The following is a 20,678-nucleotide window of genomic DNA, read 5'->3' as shown; positions in this document are numbered from 1 at the left end:
TCAGTTCTTTCGAGCGCGCAGTCGGATGTCGCTGTACGTCCAGCCCCACTGCGGCGGCTCGATCTCCTCGGTGCCATCGCTGCCCATGACCAGGACGAGTCGATCGGAGGCGGTGAACGAGAGCGAGTCGACGTTTGCCGTGCCCCGGGAGCAGAACCGCGTCTCCTGACTGTCCGTCACGCAGAGGGAAACCTCCCCGCCGGCGTTGTAGCTGTAGCTCAGCCTGTACGTCTGATTCGGCGTCAACGCCCGCGGCAGGACGAGGCGGGCCTTGTCGGTGTGGGTGACACCAAGGCCGTGGCGGACGAACAGGTCGCTTCGACGCTGAAGCGTGAATCCGAGCAGGTCTCTGTGGCGGTTGATGCCGAGCCAGAAGATCTGGGCCCCTGCCGGGTCGATGCTGGTCGTGCGCAGGTTGAACTGCAGCTCGACGGAGCGATAGCTGCCGGCCTCCAGGGCGGCGCGGAAGATGTACTGGAGGTCCTGCCTTCTCACCGTGTGGCCCGTTCGGTCCGGATTCAGACAGGTCCAGCCGCTGGGGCAACCGGCAGGCGGCGGCGGGTCCGGCGTTTCCGGGTCCGGTGTGGCCGGTGGCTCGTCGTATCCGGGCGGCCTCAGGCTCGACACGCCGCTCTGCGACGGCTCCAGCACGGTCAGCCTGTCATTCCTGTCGTCCGAAACGAGCGCCGCCACGTAGAAGCTGTCGCCGCAGTTGGTCGAGATGGTGTAGCGATCGCCAAGCTCCACGCCAACCACCTTGAGCACGTCGGCCACGTAGGTCAGGGACAGGGGCGGGTGCCTCAGGACGCTCGACTCCCGGGCCCAGTAGCCTTCGCGGCTGCGGACCCGGTGCTCGCAGGTGTTGGTCGAATGGGAGAGGTTCAGGATCGCGTAGTCGGAACGATCGTAGGTGTCGCGGCGCAGTCCGGTCACATAGGCCCAGTTACCGCCGCGGATGAGGCTCTCCGAGTCGACGATCGGGACCTGCTGGCGCAGACCGACCCGGCTGCCGCTCGAGCTCAGGGGCATCAGGTACGCCTGGAAGGTGAGCTCGCCGTGGGCCGTCAGCTCGACCATTGCGGGACCGCCGCCGGCGAGGTCCGAGTAGACCATCGTGTTTCCGGCCGGAACGTCGATGCGGGTCGGCGAGGTCGAGCGATGGACGCCGTTGGTTCCCGCGGCGATCGGGAGAACGTCGAAGCTCTGACCGTGGCCGGTCGGGTTGTGAACGCTGAGCAGAACTTCCCTGGCGTCGTCGCTGTCGCCGATCAGGATGTAAGACGTCCCCTGTGCCGAAAGAGCGGCGGGAACTCCGAGCAGGACTGCCAGAACCAGACCGCAGGTTTGCCTCATCATTCCGTTCTTCTCCTCAAGGGCGCGATGGGCCCGAGTCCAAGGAAGACTGACAGGATGTGCAAACATGCACAATAGCACATAAATGGGAGAGAAGGAACCCGTCTGACGGTCCGAACCCGGCGCTTTGTAGGATGGCCGCCCATTGGCCGGTAGCTACCTCATCGGGTCCCCTGGCAGCGCCCCGCGGGCCCTCCGGCTCGCCGTCGCGACCCTCATCGGCGCCATCGCGTTCGGTGCCTCCGCCACTGCCCAGACGCCCAGTCGCTGCAAGGCATTCGGCGACAGCATCACGGCCGGCGTGGGCGACGAACCGGGGCGGGAGGCGCCCGGCTACCCGCCGCGCCTGGAGGAACTGGTTCCCGGGCTCGTCGTCGACAACCGCGGCGTGGGCGCCGAGCGGACCCCGGAGGGGCTGGCGCGAATCGACGGCGTGCTCGCGGAGCCCGGCGACTGTCTGCTGCTGATGGAAGGCACGAACGACATCAGCCGCGGAATCTCGCCGGAGACGACCCTGTTCAACCTGGACCGGATGGCCTCGCGGGCGGCCGAAGCCGGACGAGCGCCATACCACGCGACGTTGATTCCACGCCTGCTGAACGCCCGTTTCGACCCGAACAACGTGGAGAACCAGGATCTCGTTCAGGCGATCCGGCGGCTGGCCGCGGAGCGCGGCCGCGGCCTGGTCGATCCGTTCGAGGTGTTCGGTACCAGGCCGCGGCTGTTCCGGGAGTACTACTACGCGGGCGAGGAGGACCCGGTGGGGCACCCGAACGGACCGGGTTACGACCTGCTGGCGGCGGTCTTCGCCGACGTCCTCCTCGGGACGGATACCGTGCCGCCCGTGCCGACCCGGCTCGAACCGGCGCACGGCGCGATTCAGGTTCCGGCCGAAGCCACGGTGGAAGTGGAGGTGACGGATTTCGGCAGCGACATCGTGGGAGGGTCGGCAACGCTCGTGGTCGGCGGCACGCTCGCGCCGGCACCTGTCGTGGACGACGATGGACGCCGTCTGCACTGGAGCTACAAGCCGCCCGTCCCCTTGAGCGGCGTGGTCACGATGACCCTTCGCGCATGGGATCTGAACGGAAACGTCTACAGCCGGTTGCTCGGCCGCTTCCAGGTCCACGGTGCGGTCATTCCGCCGGGCGACGTGGACCGGGACGGACGGGTCACCGGCTCGGATCTGGTCCGCCTCGGCCTGGCGTTCGGCGCCGGCGCGAGTTCGCGGCGCTACGACGCCGACGCCGACCTCGACGGCAGCGGTCAGGTCGACGGCGAGGACCTGGCCGTCCTCGCCGCCAACTTCGGCGCCGGCGTCTGAAAGGCGCTCCGGATGCAGCTCGGCATCCTCGGCCTGCCGAAGGCGGGCAAGACGGCGCTCTTCAACGCGCTGACGGCCTCGCGTCAGGAGACCGCGAAGTTCAAGGCGTCCAGGACGACGAACGTCGGCGTCGCGCACGTCGACGATCCGCGCCTGGAGAGGCTCCGCGAGCTCTACAGCCCGCGGCGCTACGTGCCGGCGCAGGTGCGGTTCGTGGACGTCCCGGGCATCGACCGCGGCCGGGGCGAGACCCTCGACCTGGCCGAGTTGCGGATGATGGACGCCCTCGTTCACGTCGTGCGCGCGTTCGAGGATCCGGAACTCGTCCACCCGGCCGGCGGCGTCGACCCGGCGCGCGACGTCGCCGCGGTCGACCTGGAGCTGATCCTCGCGGACTACGAGCTGGTCGAGCGCCGGCTCGAGCGCCTGGTCCAGGCCGAGAAGCGGGGCCTCACCGACCGGGAGAAGCGCGAGCGCGCACTATTGTCCGAGCGTGTTCTTCCCGCGCTCGAAGCAGAGACGTCGCTGCGGTCGATGGAGTTCGGCGACGATGAAGAGAAGCAGTTGCGGGGCTACGGACTGCTGTCCCTGAAGCCGATGCTGGTCGTCCTGAATGTCGACGAGGAGGTCGCGGGCGACCGGGACGCAATCACCGGTCTCGAGCTTCCGCCCGGAGCCGACGGGTTGAGCGTCAGCGCTGCCCTCGAAGAGGAGATCTCGCGCCTCGAGCCGGAGGACCGCGGCGCCTTTCTGGCCGAAGCGGGCCTGGACGAGCCCAGCGCGGTGCGCGTGGTGAGGGCGGGCTACCGCCTCCTGGGGCTGATTTCCTTCTTCACCGTCGGCGAGGACGAGGTGCGTGCCTGGACCATTCGCCGCGGCGACACGGCCGGAACCGCGGCGGGGGCCGTTCACTCGGACATCGAACGCGGCTTCATCCGCGCCGAGGTCGTCGACTGGCGGGAGCTGATCGACGCTGGCTCGATGGCCGCCTGCCGGGACCGCGGAACATTGCGTCTGGAGGGCCGGGGCTACCCGGTGCGGGACGGCGAGGTCGTTCACTTCCGGTTCAACGTATGAGCTGCCGGCGATGAACCGGCCGGGCCCCTTCCTGCTCGACGAGCAGAGCCTGGATTTCCCGCCTCCGGAGCTGGCGGATCCGGGCGGCCTGCTGGCGGTGGGCGGCGACCTCGAACCGGAGCGCCTGCTGGCGGCGTACACGGCGGGCATCTTCTCCTGGCCGCTCCTGGGCGTCGACGGACCCATGCTCTGGTTCTCGCCCGACCCGCGGCTGGTGCTCTATCCGGAGCGGTTCCGGGTTTCGCGGAGCCTCCGCAAGGAACTGCGGCACGGTCGCTTCGAGGTCACGGTCGACACGCGCTTTCGTGAGGTCATGACCGCCTGCGCGGAGGATCGTTCGGGCAGGCCGGGCACCTGGATCACGGAGCCTCTGATCGATGCGTTCGATCGCCTGCACCGCAGGGGGTTCGCGCACTCGGTCGAGTGTGTCGCGGACGGCGAGCTGGCCGGCGGCCTGTACGGGGTCGCCGTCGGCGGCGCGTTCTTCGGCGAGTCGATGTTCACGCGGCGTTCGAACGCGTCCAAGGTCGCCCTGGTTCACCTTGTCGACCGTTTGCGGAGCTGGGATTTCGCCTTCATCGATTGCCAGCAGGTCACCGAGCATCTCCTGCGCTTCGGAGCCGAGGAGGTCGCGCGAACGCGCTTCCTGGATGAACTGGCGGCCGCCGTCGCGTTACCCGGCCGCCCCGGCTCCTGGCGGAGCTAGCTGCGGCGCCGGGGATTCCTCGACGAGCTGCGCCAACCGCCCGAGCACGGCGTCGCCGATCCGGGCGCTCACTTCGGTCTGGAAGACGAGGATCTCGTCCTCCGCGCCGTCGTAGGCCTCGGTCCACAGCACGGTGCCGTCCTTCGCGAGCAGCAGGCGCGCCCACACCCGGAGCGTGCCCTGCTCGCGCTGAACGCGGCCGTCGAGGACGAAGTCGGCATGGACACCGGGCACCGCCGCGCCGGTATCCACGTCGGGCCCGGCGTCCTGGGCCACGACCGCGAGGTTCTGCGAGCGGTGGCGGGCGAGTGAGGTGATGAGTTCCTGGGCCAGGGCCTGGCGGAAGGGCTCGGCCCCGGTCCAGTTCTCGAGGGCGGCGAAGGGCAGGACCGCAAGTACCTGGCGCGGCGGCCCGTCGGCGGTGCCGGGCCGGGAGTCCAGGGCATGCCAGATCAGGACCGTGAGGACGATTCCGAGGGCCGCGCCCACCGCTGCGAGCACTGCAGCCGCGATCCGTCGAGACCGCGGGCGGGGTTTCGGGGCGGTCGGCGCGTCCCGCCGAGCCGGCAGCCGCGGATCACCTTCCCGAACCTCCATCACGGGCTGCAGGAATCGATAACCGATCCGCGGAAGCGTCTCGATATAGCGGGGAGCCTCCGCGCTATCCCCGAGCGCTACCCGAATGCGTTTGACGCAGGAATTCATGCTCTGGTCGAACTCGACGTGGATCTCGTCGGGCCAGAGGTGCCGCCGAACCGCCGCGCGCGACACGACGGCGCCGCGGCTGGCGATCAGCAGGCGAAGCAGCTTGGCCGGCTGCGGCTGGAGCCGAATCGACTCCCTGGCGCTGTGCAGTTCGAGCGTCTCGGGATCGAACTCGAAGTTGCCGAAACGCAGCCGGCGCGGCTGGCCTCTGGCGCTGCGTCGGCGCCTGCCGCGCCTGGACGCTGCCTCTTGCGACGTGCCGTTACCGCGCTGCATGGGCTGGCTTCTCGACTGCTACGTGGGGCGGATGTTCCCTGCGCCGGGAGGCCGGCCGCCGCGAGCGCGGGACCGGACCCCGAGTTTTCGATAACTCTAAAGGACACTACGTTCGGAGCATTCCGTCCGACGCGTGACGCTTGGCTGACCGGTGTCTGACCGCCGGGACCCTCCCATTTTGGGGGTGCGTTCGCACCCCGGGTCCGGCGCAATGACCTGTAAGTTACTGGCGGGGTTGCACTTACGGGCGTACCGTGCTAGGTTTCCGCCGGGCAAAAAAAGAGGATAGGGACCGCTTCAGGAATCTCACCCGAATCGACCTCAGCCTCTCACCCCACCGTTCGCATCTCTCAGACCTCTACAGCTTGGCGGGCATGGGTCTTGGAGCGCGAGCGCACCACCAGCCGGGGACTCGCCGAAGCCTGGCCTCTGCCGACCTGACGCCTGCGGGGCACTCCGTCGCTCGACTGGTCGGGTCTCACGACGAAGCCCCCGTAGGGCCTGCCGACGAGGCGCTTCAGTTGCCGGTCGGCCGTTCCGTTGCTGCCGGGCAACTTTCCGGCCGTCCGCTTCCCTGAAGCCGCCTTCCCAGTAACGTCTCCGGCGGGCTTTCGCCCTTCGGTGCCGCTCCCGGAAAGACTGTCGGCCACGGGAGCCACTCGATGGCTGGAGCTTTTCGGAATCCGGTTTCCCGTTGGCTTGCGCCTCCGAGTCTCCCAACTCCCAGCGGCTCCTGCCGCCGAGCCCGGCGTCCGAGCCTTGACCCTCCTACCTTCGCCTTCGATGGAGCGCCCACCACGCGAACGTGACTTTCGCCCTTCTCAGGCTCCGATCCGAAGGTCGCGTCTCAGGACCGGTGGATCAGGATGCGATTCTTGGTCACAGTCCCTATCCGCGAAACAACGTACAGGCCGTGTGAAGGGTGTGTCAAGACGGTGTTTCTCTCCGGCAGCGGGCCAGGCGGCTCGGTCCGGCCGTAAGTGTTTGCATTGCTGTTACTTGCCGCTCCCGGAGCCCGGTTCCAGCGCTCCGGAAGCCACTGCGGAATACCTGCGGATTCTCCGAATCCTCCGCACCGGCAGTCCGAAATGGGGGCCTTGACCGGGTCGCGGACGTGGTGCCCAGGGGCGGATTCGAACCACCGACACCCTGATTTTCAGTCAGGTGCTCTACCAACTGAGCTACCTGGGCAGCGTCGCGCGGGCCGCACGATGGAGACGGTTTCTAGCAGCTTGCGCCGTGGAAGCGCAATGGGCAAGGCAGCGGATCCTGCGTGCTACGCTGCGCCGACGCCGATGCTCCCCGTTCGCCGCGCACTGGTTTCGGTCTTCGACAAGACGGGCCTCGAGGATCTTGGATCGGGTCTGGCGAAGCTGGGCGTCGAGATCATCTCGACCGGCGGTACGGCGCGGCAGCTCGCGGAAGGCGGCGTGCCGGTGACCGCGGTGTCCGAGATCACCGGCCACCCGGAGATTCTCCACGGCCGGGTCAAGAGCCTGCACCCCCGCATCTTCGGCGGCATCCTCGCCGACCGCCGGCGTTCGGAGCACCGCGACGAACTCGAGCAGCACGAGATCCCCCCGATCGACCTGGTGGCGGTCAACCTCTATCCGTTCGAGGACGCCGCCGCGGCCCCGGACGCGACGGTGGACGGCACGGTGGAGATGATCGACATCGGCGGACCCAGCATGGTCCGGGCGGCGGCCAAGAACTTCGCCAACGTCGCCGTCGTCGTGGACCCGTCCGACTACCCGGTCGTGCTCGCGGCACTGGAGAGCGAAGGCGGCCTCTCGGAAGACGTCCGCCGCGGACTGGCGCTCAAGGCCTTCCGCCACACACGGAGCTACGACACGGCGATCGCCAACTGGCTGGCCAACGGCCGGGTGGTGCGCGGGTCTGACCCGCCGCCGCCGAAGGCGGCTTCGACTCGCCGGCCGAAGGCCGATCTTGCGTCCCTGCCCGCGACGGTTCACCTCGAGCTCGAGCAGGTCCTTGCGCCGCGCTATGGCGAGAACCCGCATCAGGCGGCCGCGGTCTACCGGCAGGTGGGCGGCGGCGGTGTCTTCGGCGGCTTCCGCCAGCTCCAGGGCAAGGAACTCTCGTGGAACAACCTCCTGGACGCCGACGCGGCGCGCAAGCTGTCGGCGCTCTTCGACGGTCCGGAGGAAGACCCCGTCGTGGTCATCGTCAAGCACAACAATCCCTGCGGCGTCGGTCGCGGCGGCACGCTGGTCGAGGCCTACGAACGCGCGCTGGCCTGCGATCCGGTGTCGGCGTTCGGTTCGATCATCGCCGTCAACCGGCCGTTCGACGGCGCTCTCGCGGAAGCGATGGCGAAGCTCTTCGTCGAGGTGGTGACGGCGCCTTCCTACGAGCCGGCCGCGCTGGAGCGGCTGGGCAGGAAGAAGAACCTGCGCCTGCTCGAATGTCCCGCCTTCTCGCCCGTCCCCGGCCAGTGGGAGCTGCGAGCGATCGAGGGCGGCTTTCTCGGCCAGCAGATCGACGCCGCGCCGGAAGATCCGGCCGGCTGGAACTGTCCGACCCGCGCTCAGCCGGACGCGGCCCAGCGTCGCGCTCTCGACTTCGCGTGGAAGGTCTGCCGGGCAACCAAGTCGAACGCGATCGTCGTCACCAACGAGCACCAGACGGTGGGCATCGGCGCCGGCCAGATGAGCCGCGTCGACTCCTGCCGGATCGCGCTGGACAAGGCGCAACTGGACCTCGCCGGAACGGTGGCCGCGTCCGACGCCTTCTTTCCCTTCCGCGACGGCGTCGACACCCTGGCTGCCGCCGGCGTGACCGCGATCGCCCAGCCGGGCGGATCGGTGCGCGACGACGAGATCGTCGCCGCCGCCGACGAGCACGGCATCGCGATGGTGCTCACCGGCCGGCGTCACTTCAAGCACTGATGAGATTGGGCAGTCGCTGATGTCGTCCGGCGACCAATGATGCGGCCGGGCGAGCGGTGATGTGGCCCGGCGAGCAGTGAAGTTACCGGTCCGGGCTGCTGCGCTGGCGACCGTCGTCGCCACCGCGGTCGGCTTCGGCGCGGCCGCGGCGCCCGCCGCCGCTGACCCGTGGCAGGTCCTCGACGACTTCCGCGGGGCGCTTCAGAGTTCGGGCCCCCTGTCGGCGGGCTTCGTGCAGACCTTCGTCCCCTTCGGCTTCGCGCCCGAGGACGGGGAAACCGAGCGCGGCAGCCTCGCCATCGACCTCCCCGGCTGCTTGCGCTGGGACTACTTCCCGCCGTTCGAGAAGGCGTTTCTGCTCTGCGGACGCACGGTCCACCACTGGAATCCCGGCGAGACGGTCGGCCAGCGCTACGACCTCTCGGAACAGCCCGCGCCCGGTCTCGACTTCTTCCTGCTGACGACCAGCGACCTCAGGGAACGTTACGAGGCGGAGCTGGACACGGCGGAAGGGAACCGCCTGCGCCTCTTCCTGCGGCCGCTCGAGCCGAGCGAGGACGTGGTGGAAGTGCAGGTGGTGATCGACGCCGGGGACCAGCGGTTGCGCGAACTGACCTACTACGACGCCCAGCGCAACGAGAACCGCTTCCAGGTCGGCGACTACCGCTCCGGCGCGCCGTCCGGCCGCTTCGAACCGCCGGCGGGCATCGATTGGGAAGAACCGTAGAAGGTCGCCGGCTGCCGCCTACCGTCGCGCCCGGACCGCCCGCAACCCGGGCACGCCGGTGACGATCACCGTGTCGAAGCTGCGCGGGGCTGAATCGCGCCACGCCGGCCTGCCCGGAGTCAACACGAGGGGTAGCCGCTCGCAATCGCCGGCCAGGCAGATGCGCAGTTCGTGGGGGTCGTCGGCAGCGGCCGGTCGAAAGTCGAGTTCCAGTACCCCGGCGACCTCCCGGCCGAAGTCGACCCGATGAGACGACCGCCATCCGGGCTCGGTCTCGAGGCCCGGCGAGGCGGTCACGCGGACGATGCGCCGGGCTCCGGCCGCGCGCCAGATCTGATCGGGCTTCTGCATGTCACCGCGGCTCACGCGGCCCCAGCGGCCCACCGGCGGCCGGCCCCAGACCCGGACGGGCCGAAGCGTGGGGCGGGCGTCCGCGAGGAGGATCTCTCCCTTGACCAGGCGGGGATCCCAGTCGTCGGTGAACTGCCAGTCGCCGTCCGTGACCACCGGCATCGAGGCGTCCGCGAGCTCGATGCCGGCGAGCACGCCGCCGTCGCCATGGGGCGTCCGCGCTTCGATCGTCAGGCGATTCGGTCCCTCGCGCAGCAGGTGGGCGACCTGGTACTCGTCGATCGGTTCGCCCCGCCGGTACGCGCCTCGGGCGATCTGGTGTCCGTTCAGGTGCACCGCGTACTCGCGGTCTGCCGCGACGAACAGACGCGCCGCCGCTTCGGGCGCGGCGTCGAGCTCGAAGTCGCGCAGCAACACGTAGGCCGCCGGCCGTCCCGGCGCGGCGGAGGCGTCGTCGGCCCAGATCCACTCGGCCGCGCCGGTCGGCGCCGGCGCGCTGACGCAGCCCGGCTGCGCAAGCCCGATGGCGAGCAGCGTGACGGCGAGTGCGCCTGAGAGCGTTCTCCTCACGCGGCGAGACTAACGTCGCCGCCTTGCGGCGTAGTCCTCACCCAGCCTGCGGTTTGACCCTCGGCGCGGCGCGCGGTTAGTGTGGGCCGTGTCGAGTGCTGGACTCGTAGCAGACGCGGTCGGCGTCGTCTGTGCCATTCCTGCTCGCTATGACTCGATCCGACTGCCCAGGAAGGCTCTGCTACCGATCTGCGGCCGACCAATGATCGAGCACGTCTACCGGCGGGCGAGCGCGGCCTCCGGGCTCGACGCCGTCGTCGTGCTGACGGACCACGAGGAGATCCGCCGCACGGTGGAGGGCTTCGGCGGCCACTGCGAGATGACGCCGGAGGACTGCAGGAGCGGCACCGACCGGATCGCCTGGGCGGCTCGCCGGTGGCGGGCGGATGCCGTGATCAACGTGCAGGGCGACGAGCCGCTGCTCGATCCGGGGGCGATCACCGGGCTGGCTTCGCACCTTCGCGCTCATCCCGCGGAGGACATGGCGACGCTGGCCGCCGAGGTCGACGAGGATGCGCTCGAGGATCCGAACCAGGTCAAGGTCGTCTGCGGCGGCGACGGCTATGCCCTGTACTTCAGCCGCGCGGGGATTCCCTTCCGGCGGCAAGTCACAGACGAAGGAGAATCGGCCGCGCCGGTCCGGTTGCACGTGGGCGTCTACGGCTACCGGCGCAGGGTTCTCCTTCAGCTCGCCGCCCTGGAGCAGACGCCGCTCGAGCGCCGTGAAGGCCTGGAGCAGCTTCGCGCCCTGGAGAACGGCATCCGCATCCGGGTGCTGCCGATCAACGAGGCGCCGCTGGGGGTCGATACGCCGGGGGACCTGGCGGTAGCCGAGCGCCGGATGCTCGCCGAAGTGAGTCACTGACAGACGAGACGAGGTTCATCGCCATGGCCAAGTACATCTTCATCACCGGCGGCGTCGTGTCTTCACTGGGCAAGGGTGTCGCCGCGTCGTCGGTCGGTGCGATCCTCGAGGCGCGCGGCTTCTCGGTCGAGATGATGAAGCTCGACCCGTACGTCAACGTGGATCCGGGAACGATGTCGCCCTACCAGCACGGCGAGGTCTTCGTGACCGACGACGGCGCCGAGGCGGATCTCGACCTCGGGCACTACGAGCGCTTCACCACGTGCAAGACGAGCAAGAAGCACAACTACACGACGGGCAAGATCTACGAGGCCGTGATCAACAAGGAGCGGCGCGGGGACTATCTGGGCAACACCGTCCAGGTGATTCCCCACGTGACGGACGAGATCAAGGCGGGGATGCGGAGGGTGGCCGGCGACGCCGACGTCGTCCTGGTCGAGATCGGCGGCACGGTGGGCGACATCGAGTCCCTGCCCTTCCTCGAGGCGATCCGGCAGTTCCGCCAGGAACTCGGACGCAACAACGCGGTCAACCTCCATCTCACCCTGGTGCCCTACATCGCCGCCTCCGACGAGCAGAAGACGAAACCCACCCAGCACTCGGTGCGGGAACTGCGGGCGATCGGCATCTCGCCGGACATCCTGCTCTGCCGGGTGGACCGCGACCTGCCGGCGGAGACGAAGGCGAAAATCGCCCTGTTCTGCAACGTAGACGCGCGCAACGTCGTCGCCGCCCGCGACGTCGACACGATTTACGAAGTGCCGCTGATGTTCTGCCGCGAGGGCCTGGACGAGTCGCTTCTCGACCTGCTGAACCTCCCGGGTTCGCCGCGCAACCTGGCCGGTTGGGAACGGATGGTCGACCGAATCCGCAACCCGCGGGGCCGGGTGCGGATCGGCATCGTGGGCAAGTACGTCGAACTGCCCGACGCCTACAAGAGTCTGAACGAGGCGTTGATGCACGGCGGCATCGCCAACGACGTCGAGGTCCAGTTGGTCTACATCAACGCGGAGGACCTGGAGGCGGAGTCCTGGCCGCAGGAACTGTTCGAGGTCGACGGCCTGCTGGTTCCCATCGGCTTCGGCCCCCGCGGCGTGGAGGGCAAGATCCGGGCGATCCGCTACGCCCGCGAGAAGCGCGTGCCGATGTTCGGCATCTGCCTGGGAATGCAATGCATGGTGATCGAGATGTCCCGCAACGCCTGCGGTCTGGTGGGCGCCCACTCGACGGAGTTCGACGAAGCAGCAGCCGATCCGGTGATCTACAAGCTCCGCGATCTTCTCGGTGTCGAGGAGATGGGCGGCACGATGCGCCTCGGCGCCTATCCCTGCCTGGTCGAGGAGGGCACCCTGGCGGCCGAGGTCTTCACCGAGTCGGCCGACGAAGCGGAAGGACGGATGTTGATCCAGGAGCGCCACCGCCACCGCTACGAGGTCAACCAGAAGTACCTCGCCGCGCTCCAGAGCTCCGGCCTTGTCGTTTCCGGTCGCAGTCCGGACGGCAAGTTCGTCGAGATCGTCGAGCTGCCGGACCATCCCTGGTTCCTCGGCTGCCAGTTCCACCCCGAGTACCGCTCGCGGCCGACCGACCCGCACCCGCTCTTCGTCTCCTACATCCGCGCCGCGGTGGAGCAGAAGGAGCGGAGCGCGGCCGCCTCGGCGAGCGCCGGCGACGAGTTGCCGGCGGGCAGCGCCGAGGCGAACTGAGGACGTCTTGGCAGACGGCTTCGAGCTCGCGCCGGGGGTCGCGCTCGGCGGCGGCGCGCTGCCGGTGATCGCCGGCCCCTGCGTGATCGAGGGCCGCGACTGGCTGGTCGGCTTCGGCCAGGAACTCCAGGCGATGAGCCATCGTCTGGGTCTGCCGCTGATCTTCAAGTCCTCCTTCGACAAGGCGAACCGCAGCTCCGGCGACAGCTTCCGGGGTCCCGGACTGGAGGATGGACTCAAGGCGCTCGAGGAGGTCAAGGCGGCCACCGGCCTCCCGGTGCTGACCGACGTCCACGAGCCGGGCCAGTGCGGCGCCGCCGCCGAGGTCTGCGACGTGCTCCAGATCCCGGCGTTCCTCTGCCGGCAGACCGACCTGGTGATCGAGGCCGCGGCCACCGGCAGAGCCCTCCTGATCAAGAAGGGACAGTTCATGGCGCCCGCCGACATGGCGAGGACGGTCGACAAGGCGCGGGCGACCGGCAACGCCCGCGTCGCCGTTACCGAGCGCGGCAGCTCGTTCGGCTACCACAACCTGGTCGTCGACATGCGGAGCTTCCGGATCCTGGCCGAGCACGGGATCGCCGTGCTCTACGACGTGACCCACTCGCTGCAGCTTCCCGGGGCGCGGGAGAAGGAGAGCGGCGGCGACCGCCGTTTCGCCGAACCCCTGACGCGGGCCGCCATCGCCGCCGGCGCCGCCGGCCTCTACCTGGAGGTGCACCCCGACCCGGACAGCGCGCGCTGCGACCGGGAAACGCAGTTGCCGCTCCAGCGGGCCGAGCCCCTGCTGCTGTCCGCGCTCGAGATCCACCGTTCGCGGGCGGCCGAGGGCCCCTGGGTTTGACCGCGTCGAAGATCGCCGAAGGGGTCGCGGACCAGGCGGCCGGCACGGACCGCAGCCTGGAGATCGCCCGCAAGGTGCTGGAGATCGAGGCTGCCGCCATTCAGGGGTTGATCGGCCAGCTCGGCGAGGACTTCGCGGAGGCGGTGCGGCGGATGCGCGACTGCCGGGGCCGCGTCGTCTGCACCGGCATGGGCAAGAGCGGCCACGTGATGAAGAAGGTGGCGGCGACCCTGTCCTCGACCGGGACCCCGGCCCTCTTCATCCACCCGGCCGAGGCGATCCACGGCGATCTCGGCATGATCGTGCCGGGCGACGTCGTCCTGGCCGCGTCGTCGTCCGGCGGCACGGAAGAACTCCTCAAGATGATCGACGTGCTGCATCGCCGCGGCGTTCCCCTGATCGCGATCACCGGCGCCGCCCGGAGCACGATCGCCGAGCGCGCCGACCTGCACCTCTCGGCCGCGATCGACCAGGAAGCCTGCCCCCTGAACCTGGCCCCAACCGCCTCGACGACCGCGACCCTGGCCCTGGGCGACGCGCTGGCGATGGCGCTGCTCGAAGCCCGCGGCTTCACGCTGGAAGACTTCGCGACGCTCCATCCCGGCGGCGCACTCGGCCGCCGCCTGATGACCGTGGAGCAGGTCATGCACCGCGGCGACGGCCTGCCCTGCGTGAGGCTCGAAGCGTCCCTGCGCGAGGCGCTGTTCGAGATGACCGAGAAGTCGTTCGGCATCACGGCGGTTCTCGACGGCGAGGGCAGGCTCTGCGGCGTGATCTCCGACGGCGACCTGCGGCGGTTGCTGAACACGGAGCCGGCGCCGGACGCGGGCGGCGGCGCCTTTCTCGACCGCTCGGTTCGCCACTACATGACGCCCGAGCCGAAGACGATCCCCGCGGACGCCCTGGTCACCGTCGCCCTGGAGGCGATGGAGCGGCACCGCATCACGTCCCTGTTCACCTGCCACGCCGACGGCCGGCTTGAGGGCCTGGTGCACATTCACGACCTCTGGGGTCTGCGCCGCAAGTAGCTCCCGCGGAACGCTCCCATGCTCTCCTCCGTTGTCCTGCGCCTCCGCTAACTGCTCTAGGCACCCCTGTCGTCCATGCTCTCCTCTGTCGTCCTGCGGTTGCGTTTCCTGCTCTTCGACGTCGACGGCGTCCTGACCGACGGCCGGCTCTACTACGTCGGCGACGAGGTGGCCGTGGCGTTCGACACCCGGGACGGCCTGGCCGTGCGGCGCGCGCGCGAGGCGGGCCTCGGGATGGGCCTGCTGAGCGCCAGAAGGGACTCTCCTGCGGTCGAGCGCCGCGCCGCCCACCTGGGCTTCGACGAGGTCCTCCTGGGCTGCCGCGACAAGGCCGCGGCCTTCGCCGACCTGCTGGAGCGCCGCGGACTCGATGCGTCCGAAGTCGCCTACGTCGGCGACGACCTGGTCGACCTGCCGGTGCTTCGCGCCGCGGGCCTGTCCGCGGCCCCGGCCGACGCCGTGCAGGAAGTGCGCGACAACGTCGACCTCGTGCTCGACGCCCGCGGCGGCCGCGGCGCCGCCCGCGAACTCGTCGACCGCATCATCGAAGCCCTCGGCCCCGTCTCGTAGCTGGAGCGGCGGCGGCGTGGCGGTGGCGGTGCACGCACCCGCCCGTCTTGGGGCAGGAGGGGTCGGCGCCCAGGTGACGCGCGCGCTTGAGAGGAGATGGCAGGGTTGCGCTTGCTCCGCTTCACTCGCTCCGGTTGGGCGTCGGTAGGTGCGAGGTCGCCGGCAGTCGCTCGTTCAGAGGCACCTGGGCGCCGACCCCTCCTGCCCCGACCGGGCTGGACGTCGTTGCCGACCGGCTCAGTCTTCCTCCTCCTCCTCGATCCGCTTGCGGCGCCGCTGCACCAGCGCCGAGGCGCCGACGCCGACGAGGTAGAGCAGCACAGTGGGCCCCGCCACGATCGTCATGTTCACCGCGTCCGGTGTCGGCGTGATCACCGCGGAGACGACGATGATGATGAGCACCGCCCAGCGGAAATGCCGCATCAGGAATCGCGGCGTCACCACCCCGAGCTGCGACAGCATGAAGATGACGATGGGAAGCTGGAACATGACCGCCAGTCCGAGCAGCACGTTGACCGCGAAGCTGAAGTAGCGCTCGATCCGGATGTCGGCGTCCCAGTTGGCGTTGAGGCCCATGTTGACCAGGAACTCGGTCGCGAAAGGCAGGGCAACGAAGTAACCGAAGGCACCGCCGCCGATGAAGAAGAGGGACCCGAAGAAGATGAAGGGGATCGCGTAGCGCTTCTCGCGCCGGTAGAGCCCGGGCGCCACAAACCCCCAGAGCTGGGCAACGAGATAGGGCGAGGTGACGAAGACGGCGGCCAGCAGGGCCACCTTCACCTGCACGATGAAGGGATCCGCGACGCCGTCGAAGACGAGCTGATCGACGTGGGGCTCGATCGGTTTCGCGAGCAGGTTGTAGATCTGTTCGGCGAACGCGAAGCAGCCGAAGAACGCGACCACGACGACGATCAGCGTGCGCAGGATGCGGCGGCGCAGCTCGTCGAGGTGCTCGAGCAGCGTCATCCGCGGGAGTTCTTCTTCCTCCTCGTCGGACCTCCGCTTGCCCAGCCTCGTCTCGGGCAACCGCTCCGGTTCCGGCGCTTCGGGCGTCTGGACCGGAGCGTCGTCGTCAGACTGCGGGGTCACTCGGGGCCCCGGCGCCCGATTCGCGCGGTTTCTTCGAACTGCCCGGGTCCGACACGCTCGCGCTTCTCTTGGGAGTTTCGATCCGGCGCGCCGGCGCCGGCCGCTTCTCCTCATCGAGTTCGACGTCGATCGACCGCTTCAGGTCGCTCGTTGCGCGCCGGAACTCCGCCATGCCGCGGCCGAGCGTGCGGCCGAGCTCGGGCAGCTTCCTGGGACCGAAGATGAGCAGAGCCGCCGCCATGATCAACAACATCTCCTGCATGCCGATCGGGCCGAACATGGCCCGGCATGATACGCCAACCGGTTTGTGGCTGGTACAATCCCGGCCTTGGTGAAACCGTGAAGCAACCTTGGCGCAATCTCGTACTCCTTCTGTTTGCCGCGGCTGTGGCCGTCGGCTTGCTGGCGGGCGCCAACCTGGGAGCGGTCGATGCGGAGCAGATCGCCCAGGTCCGCCTCTACACGGAACTGATCGAGACGGCCCACGCCAACTACGCGGTCGACGACGTCACCTACCGGGATCTCGTCTACGCCTCGATCGGCGGCATGCTGCGCAACCTCGATCCGCACACGAGCTTCCTGCCGCCCGTGGCCTACGACTCGATGCGCGAACGCCAGCAGAGTTCCTTCTACGGCCTGGGCATCTACGTCGGCACGCGCAACAACCGCCTGACCGTCATCTCGCCGATCGAGGGCACGCCCGGTTACGAGAAGGGCATCCGCGCCGGCGACATCATCCACCTGATCAACGGCGAGCCGACGGAGGAGATGAACCCGAACGAGGCGATCCGGAAGCTCAAGGGACCGAAGGGAACGGACGTCACGGTGACGCTGCTTCGTCCCGGCCTCGACGAGCCTCTCGAAGTCACGGTGACGCGGGCCGAGATCCCCCAGGAGACGGTTCGCCACGCCCACATGCTGACGCCGGAAACCGGCTTCCTCTGGATCACGGACTTCTCCCGTTCGACCGGCGGAGAGGTCGCCCGCGCCCTGGCCGAGCTCAAGGACCAGGGCATGCAGCGGCTGATTCTCGACCTCCGGTTCAACGGCGGCGGCCTGCTCGACCAGGCGATCGCCGTCTCCGACCAGTTCGTGCCTCCGGGCACGACGATCGTCGAGACCCGGGGCCGGATCGACAGTTCACACCAGTCGTACGGTTCCACGGGCCGCCACGAGCCGCTCGGCCTGCCGGTCGTCGTGCTCGTGAACGGCGGCTCCGCTTCCGCCTCCGAGATCGTTTCGGGGGCCATCCAGGATCACGACGTGGGCCTCGTCGTCGGCGAGTCGACCTGGGGCAAGGGCCTGGTGCAGACGGTCTACGAGCTGTCCTACGGCGCCGGGCTGGCCCTGACGACGGCGCGCTACTACACGCCGGCGGGGCGGCTGATCCAGCGCGACTACTCCTCGTACTGGGACTACTACACCGGGTACGACGCGAACGGCGACAACGGCGACGAGGACGAGCTGCCGCCGGTCGATCAGCCGGAGGGCGAGGACAGGCCGGTCTTCCACACCGATCTCGGCCGCGAGGTCTACGGCGGCGGCGGCGTGACCCCTGACTACGTGGTCGAACTGGACGAGGATCCGCCCATCATCTTCCGCCTGCGGACCCGCAGCGGCTTCCACCGCTTCCCCTTCGAGGAGGGCGTGCCCGAGGGGGTCGACTCCACCGACTGGCAGGTGCCGGACGACTACCTGGAACGGTTCTGGGACTGGATCGTCGGGGAGGACCTCGTCTCCGCCGAAGAGCTGGACGAGGCTCTGGAGAATCCCGCCGTCGAGCGCCACGCCCGCGTGCGGCTCCGCTACGAGATCTTCAACACGGCGTTCGGCCTGACCGAGGGCTTCAAGGCCGAGCGGCAACTCGACAACCAGCTTGAAAGGGCGCTCGAACTCCTCGACGAAGCGGAGGAGTTGCTGGAGCGCCGCATGGAGCAGGACCGCCAGACCCGCGGCCGCAGCCACAGCACCGGCCTCGTCGCCCCATAGCCACTGGCGGCGGCGGGTCAGGAGACCCGCGCACCCAGCGTTCTACCCTCTGAACCGCGCCGCGACCGCGTCCCAGTCGACGACGTTCCAGAAGGCGTTCAGGTAGTCCAGACGCCGGTTCTGGTAGTTCAGGTAGTAGGCGTGTTCCCACACGTCGACTCCGAGCAGGGGCGTCAGGCCCTCCATCAGCGGTGAGTCCTGGTTCGGACGCGCGATCACGGCCAGGCCGTCGTCGCCGCTCACCAGCCAGCCCCAGCCGCTGCCGAACTGGCCCATGGCGGCGCTGACGAAGCGCTCCTTCAACTGGTCGAAGCTGCCGAACCGGATGTCGATGGCGGTGGCCAGGTCGCCGCTCGGCGCGCCGCCGCCGTTCGGGCTCATGACCGACCAGAACAGCGAGTGGTTGGCGTGGCCTCCTCCATGGTTGCGTACGGCGCCCTTGATCGGGTCCGGCACCTCGTCGAAGCTGCGGAGCAGATTCTCGACGCTCATCGCCGCGAGTTCGTCGCGGCCTTCGAGCGCTCCGTTCAGGTTGGCGACGTAGGCAGCGTGGTGCTTGTCGTGGTGTATCTCCATGGTCCGCGCGTCGATGTGGGGCTCGAGTGCGTCGAACGGGTAGGCCAGATCGGGAACTTCGTGCATGAGTGAGTACTCCTCAGGGAAGGTGGTTCTGCCGCCGCGATTGTGCCACGGAGTGAGGCAGCCCGGTGCTCCGTTGACGATGCCCCCCGCCTGCCCTAAGATTTCGCGGCCTGCGATGTCCGCCGGACGGCCGTACGGTCGCCGCCGGGGAGGTTAGCTCAGGGGTAGAGCACCTGCTTTACACGCAGGGGGTCGCGGGTTCGAATCCCCCACCTCCCACCACGGAGGTTCCGGAGTACGCGCGATCAGGAAACCGTCAGTGAATGCCGCATGGCGGCGGGAGTAGGACGAAGAAAGAAGAGGGCGATACGCCGAGGACGGACGCACGGGGTCGTAGTTCAGCTGGTTAGAATGCCGGCCTGTCACGCCGGAGGTCGCGGGTTCGAGTCCCGTCGGCCCCGCCATTCCGCTCCTCAGCCCTCGAGGCCCGCCGGTCACATCGGAGGTGACGACGTGAGAGAAAAGATCAAACTCGTATCGAGTGCCGGTACCGGGTACTTCTACACGACGACGAAGAACAAGAAGCTCAGCCAGGAGAAGCTGAAGCTGAAGAAGTACGACCCGAAGATCCGCCGCCACGTCGAGTTCGTCGAAGAGAAGATGCGGTAGAAACGCTGGGTGCGCGGGTCCTCTGACCCGCATCAGGCGCGATGCCGCGAAGCGGCGAGCCCGAGACGCTGCGATCGCGCCTCGCGAATCTGCAATTCGTCCTCCGAGAGTGCTACTCTCTCCCGCCCTTGCCCAACCCTGAGTAGGCTGGCCCGGGCGCCTCCGCTCCACTTGCATGGAGCGGAAGATGAACCGACAGATTCACCACCAGCAGGGCGAGGAGTCGCACGACTTCCCGGCGCTCTGGCGCCAGTGCGTCGCCCGGGATGCGGATTGGGCATCCCTCGTGCGGCGCGTCGACCCGATGTTGCGGAGCACCCTCTCCGGCCTGGGCCGGAGCTACGGCGTGTACCTGAACCGGGATCTCCTCGACGAGGTGATCCAGGAGACCTATGTCCGCCTGCTACAGAACGATCGCAGAGTGTTGCGCGGCTGCCGCGGGCAATCCGAGACGACCATCCTGTCCTACCTGCGCCGGGTCGCCCGGAGCACTCTGATCGACTGGTTGCGCTCCCGCCGGGCACTCAAGCGGGGTCGCGCCGTCGAACTCAGCATCGACGCCCTGGACGGGCTCGCCGGGTACGTCGACGGCTTCGACGTGCCGAGCGGCTCCTCCAGCCCGCTCGACGCCATCTACCTGCAGGAACTCCGTCGCCGCTTCCGCCGCGAGTGCTGGTGCGTCGCCAGGCCGGGCGGCACCGCCCCGCGCGACATCTGGATCACCGAGCGCATGGTGGTCGACGGGTGGAACTCCCGCGAGGCGGCGGGTGTGGTCCAACTGGCGCCGGCCACCGTGGCGACCGTGCTCAGCCGCATGCGCCGGGAGCTGCGGCGCCGGGGTCTCGTCGTGCCCGGGCGGCTCGGTTCGAGCGCGTGAAGTCCCACTTCAGTCTGAAGTTATGGCATAATGGCCAACTCTCTTCATTCCCTGGAGACCCCTGATCGTGGACCAGAAGACAGAACATCGGCCTGTACGCCTCGGCGGCTCCCTGAGCGGCCTCGAGCCTCGCGACCGGCGCTCCCGTCACATGACGAAGGTCTTCAAGGCGCTGTCCGACTCGACCCGGCAGAACATACTCCGGCTATTGGAAGACGAGCAGCGTTGCGTCGGCGACATCGTTGGCGAGTTCGATCTCTCCCAGCCGACCATCTCGCGCCATCTGTCCGTGCTCAAGGAAGCCGATCTGGTGATCGACCAGAGGCGCGGACAGAACGTGATCTACCGTTTGAACGACGAGGCGCTGTCCGAGTCGATGCGCAGCTTCTTCGGGCAGTTCCGAAGCTGTCAGGACTCGCTGCGCAAGCCCGGCCCCTGAGCGAACTTCGCTCGTACAGGCC

Annotated in this window: 20 protein-coding genes and 3 tRNA genes; 16 read left to right on the top strand and 7 right to left on the bottom strand. The window is 68.8% G+C overall.

Annotated features, from left to right (window positions below):
• Entirely contained in the window at positions 1 to 1,353 is a 1,353-nt protein-coding gene (locus OXI49_01525; GenBank protein MDE2689165.1) for a hypothetical protein, read from the bottom strand.
• Between the two features lie 145 nt (positions 1,354 to 1,498).
• Between OXI49_01525 and OXI49_01520 the strand changes: the two genes are divergently transcribed.
• From OXI49_01520 to aat, 3 genes are read left to right on the top strand one after another with little or no spacing between them, the layout of a single operon-like run.
• Positions 1,499 to 2,677, top strand: a complete 1,179-nt coding sequence (locus tag OXI49_01520; protein ID MDE2689164.1) for a GDSL-type esterase/lipase family protein — start codon at positions 1,499 to 1,501, stop codon at positions 2,675 to 2,677.
• Between the two features lie 12 nt (positions 2,678 to 2,689).
• Entirely contained in the window at positions 2,690 to 3,754 is a 1,065-nt protein-coding gene (gene ychF, locus OXI49_01515) for a redox-regulated ATPase YchF (GenBank protein MDE2689163.1), read from the top strand.
• A 10-nt stretch (positions 3,755 to 3,764) separates the two neighbouring features.
• Positions 3,765 to 4,460, top strand: coding sequence for a leucyl/phenylalanyl-tRNA--protein transferase (gene aat, locus OXI49_01510; protein ID MDE2689162.1), 696 nt, complete (start codon positions 3,765 to 3,767; stop codon positions 4,458 to 4,460).
• Here aat and OXI49_01505 read toward each other — a convergent pair.
• Both OXI49_01505 and OXI49_01500 read right to left on the bottom strand, forming a co-directional pair.
• A complete protein-coding gene (locus OXI49_01505; protein ID MDE2689161.1) occupies positions 4,428 to 5,441 on the bottom strand; it encodes a winged helix-turn-helix domain-containing protein in 1,014 nt (337 codons plus the stop codon). The genes aat and OXI49_01505 overlap by 33 nt on opposite strands.
• A gap of 1,115 nt (positions 5,442 to 6,556) precedes the next feature.
• Positions 6,557 to 6,632 (bottom strand) — tRNA-Phe (locus OXI49_01500).
• Positions 6,633 to 6,736: 104 nt separating this feature from the next.
• On the opposite strand from OXI49_01500, the gene purH reads away from it, so the two are divergent.
• On the top strand, positions 6,737 to 8,350 hold the full coding sequence (purH, locus tag OXI49_01495; GenBank protein ID MDE2689160.1) for a bifunctional phosphoribosylaminoimidazolecarboxamide formyltransferase/IMP cyclohydrolase: 1,614 nt from the start codon (positions 6,737 to 6,739) through the stop codon (positions 8,348 to 8,350).
• 76 nt (positions 8,351 to 8,426) lie between these two features.
• On the top strand, positions 8,427 to 9,077 hold the full coding sequence (locus tag OXI49_01490) for an outer membrane lipoprotein carrier protein LolA (GenBank protein MDE2689159.1): 651 nt from the start codon (positions 8,427 to 8,429) through the stop codon (positions 9,075 to 9,077).
• Positions 9,078 to 9,095: 18 nt separating this feature from the next.
• Here OXI49_01490 and OXI49_01485 read toward each other — a convergent pair whose 3' ends face one another.
• Positions 9,096 to 9,998: a hypothetical protein gene (locus tag OXI49_01485; protein MDE2689158.1), complete on the bottom strand. Its 903-nt coding sequence runs from the start codon at positions 9,996 to 9,998 to the stop codon at positions 9,096 to 9,098.
• Between the two features lie 88 nt (positions 9,999 to 10,086).
• Between OXI49_01485 and kdsB the strand changes: the two genes are divergently transcribed.
• From kdsB to OXI49_01460, 5 genes are all read left to right on the top strand, one after another.
• Entirely contained in the window at positions 10,087 to 10,863 is a 777-nt protein-coding gene (gene kdsB, locus OXI49_01480; protein ID MDE2689157.1) for a 3-deoxy-manno-octulosonate cytidylyltransferase, read from the top strand.
• Between the two features lie 23 nt (positions 10,864 to 10,886).
• Positions 10,887 to 12,569, top strand: a complete 1,683-nt coding sequence (locus tag OXI49_01475) for a CTP synthase (protein ID MDE2689156.1) — start codon at positions 10,887 to 10,889, stop codon at positions 12,567 to 12,569.
• Between the two features lie 7 nt (positions 12,570 to 12,576).
• Positions 12,577 to 13,413 carry a 3-deoxy-8-phosphooctulonate synthase gene (gene kdsA, locus OXI49_01470; protein MDE2689155.1) on the top strand — a complete coding sequence of 279 codons (837 nt, stop codon included), beginning with the start codon at positions 12,577 to 12,579 and terminating at the stop codon, positions 13,411 to 13,413.
• A complete protein-coding gene (locus OXI49_01465) occupies positions 13,410 to 14,441 on the top strand; it encodes a KpsF/GutQ family sugar-phosphate isomerase (protein MDE2689154.1) in 1,032 nt (343 codons plus the stop codon). The genes kdsA and OXI49_01465 overlap by 4 nt, the downstream gene beginning before the upstream one ends.
• A 75-nt stretch (positions 14,442 to 14,516) precedes the next feature.
• Positions 14,517 to 15,011 (top strand): HAD family hydrolase, encoded by a 495-nt coding sequence (locus OXI49_01460; protein ID MDE2689153.1) that lies wholly within the window; start codon positions 14,517 to 14,519, stop codon positions 15,009 to 15,011.
• A 237-nt stretch (positions 15,012 to 15,248) separates the two neighbouring features.
• Here OXI49_01460 and tatC read toward each other — a convergent pair whose 3' ends face one another.
• Positions 15,249 to 16,100, bottom strand: coding sequence for a twin-arginine translocase subunit TatC (gene tatC / locus OXI49_01455; GenBank protein ID MDE2689152.1), 852 nt, complete (start codon positions 16,098 to 16,100; stop codon positions 15,249 to 15,251).
• Positions 16,084 to 16,380, bottom strand: a complete 297-nt coding sequence (locus tag OXI49_01450; protein ID MDE2689151.1) for a twin-arginine translocase TatA/TatE family subunit — start codon at positions 16,378 to 16,380, stop codon at positions 16,084 to 16,086. Before OXI49_01450 ends, tatC begins: the two co-directional genes overlap by 17 nt.
• Positions 16,381 to 16,439: 59 nt before the next feature.
• Here OXI49_01450 and OXI49_01445 point away from each other — a divergent pair, with 59 nt between their 5' ends.
• A complete protein-coding gene (locus OXI49_01445; protein MDE2689150.1) occupies positions 16,440 to 18,089 on the top strand; it encodes a S41 family peptidase in 1,650 nt (549 codons plus the stop codon).
• Positions 18,090 to 18,131: 42 nt separating this feature from the next.
• Here OXI49_01445 and OXI49_01440 read toward each other — a convergent pair whose 3' ends face one another.
• Positions 18,132 to 18,731, bottom strand: coding sequence for a superoxide dismutase (locus OXI49_01440; protein ID MDE2689149.1), 600 nt, complete (start codon positions 18,729 to 18,731; stop codon positions 18,132 to 18,134).
• A 147-nt stretch (positions 18,732 to 18,878) separates the two neighbouring features.
• Here OXI49_01440 and OXI49_01435 point away from each other — a divergent pair.
• The 5 genes from OXI49_01435 to OXI49_01415 all read left to right on the top strand — a co-directional run bounded on the left by OXI49_01435 (position 18,879) and on the right by OXI49_01415 (position 20,656).
• Positions 18,879 to 18,953: transfer RNA gene (locus OXI49_01435), tRNA-Val, on the top strand.
• Positions 18,954 to 19,058: 105 nt separating this feature from the next.
• Positions 19,059 to 19,135 (top strand) — tRNA-Asp (locus tag OXI49_01430).
• A 49-nt stretch (positions 19,136 to 19,184) separates the two neighbouring features.
• Positions 19,185 to 19,340 carry a 50S ribosomal protein L33 gene (rpmG, locus tag OXI49_01425; GenBank protein ID MDE2689148.1) on the top strand — a complete coding sequence of 52 codons (156 nt, stop codon included), beginning with the start codon at positions 19,185 to 19,187 and terminating at the stop codon, positions 19,338 to 19,340.
• Positions 19,341 to 19,527: 187 nt separating this feature from the next.
• On the top strand, positions 19,528 to 20,217 hold the full coding sequence (locus tag OXI49_01420) for a hypothetical protein (GenBank protein MDE2689147.1): 690 nt from the start codon (positions 19,528 to 19,530) through the stop codon (positions 20,215 to 20,217).
• A 67-nt stretch (positions 20,218 to 20,284) separates the two neighbouring features.
• On the top strand, positions 20,285 to 20,656 hold the full coding sequence (locus OXI49_01415; GenBank protein ID MDE2689146.1) for a metalloregulator ArsR/SmtB family transcription factor: 372 nt from the start codon (positions 20,285 to 20,287) through the stop codon (positions 20,654 to 20,656).
• Positions 20,657 to 20,678 lie beyond the last annotated feature (22 nt).

The sequence above is a fragment of the Acidobacteriota bacterium genome (assembly GCA_028875725.1).
In the GTDB taxonomy this organism is placed as follows: domain Bacteria; phylum Acidobacteriota; class Thermoanaerobaculia; order Multivoradales; family Multivoraceae; genus Multivorans.
Note: the sequence above shows the minus strand (reverse complement) of the source record. Positions and strands in the feature narration are given on the sequence as shown.

Coding starts and splice junctions, on each gene's coding strand:
- OXI49_01525 (MDE2689165.1), bottom strand. CDS start 1,353: ATGAGGCAAACCTGCGGTCTGGTTCTGGCAGTCCTGCTCGGAGTTCCC.
- ychF (MDE2689163.1), top strand. CDS start 2,690: ATGCAGCTCGGCATCCTCGGCCTGCCGAAGGCGGGCAAGACGGCGCTC.
- aat (MDE2689162.1), top strand. CDS start 3,765: ATGAACCGGCCGGGCCCCTTCCTGCTCGACGAGCAGAGCCTGGATTTC.
- OXI49_01505 (MDE2689161.1), bottom strand. CDS start 5,441: ATGCAGCGCGGTAACGGCACGTCGCAAGAGGCAGCGTCCAGGCGCGGC.
- purH (MDE2689160.1), top strand. CDS start 6,737: ATGCTCCCCGTTCGCCGCGCACTGGTTTCGGTCTTCGACAAGACGGGC.
- OXI49_01475 (MDE2689156.1), top strand. CDS start 10,887: ATGGCCAAGTACATCTTCATCACCGGCGGCGTCGTGTCTTCACTGGGC.
- OXI49_01460 (MDE2689153.1), top strand. CDS start 14,517: ATGCTCTCCTCTGTCGTCCTGCGGTTGCGTTTCCTGCTCTTCGACGTC.
- OXI49_01450 (MDE2689151.1), bottom strand. CDS start 16,380: ATGTTCGGCCCGATCGGCATGCAGGAGATGTTGTTGATCATGGCGGCG.
- OXI49_01440 (MDE2689149.1), bottom strand. CDS start 18,731: ATGCACGAAGTTCCCGATCTGGCCTACCCGTTCGACGCACTCGAGCCC.
- OXI49_01420 (MDE2689147.1), top strand. CDS start 19,528: ATGAACCGACAGATTCACCACCAGCAGGGCGAGGAGTCGCACGACTTC.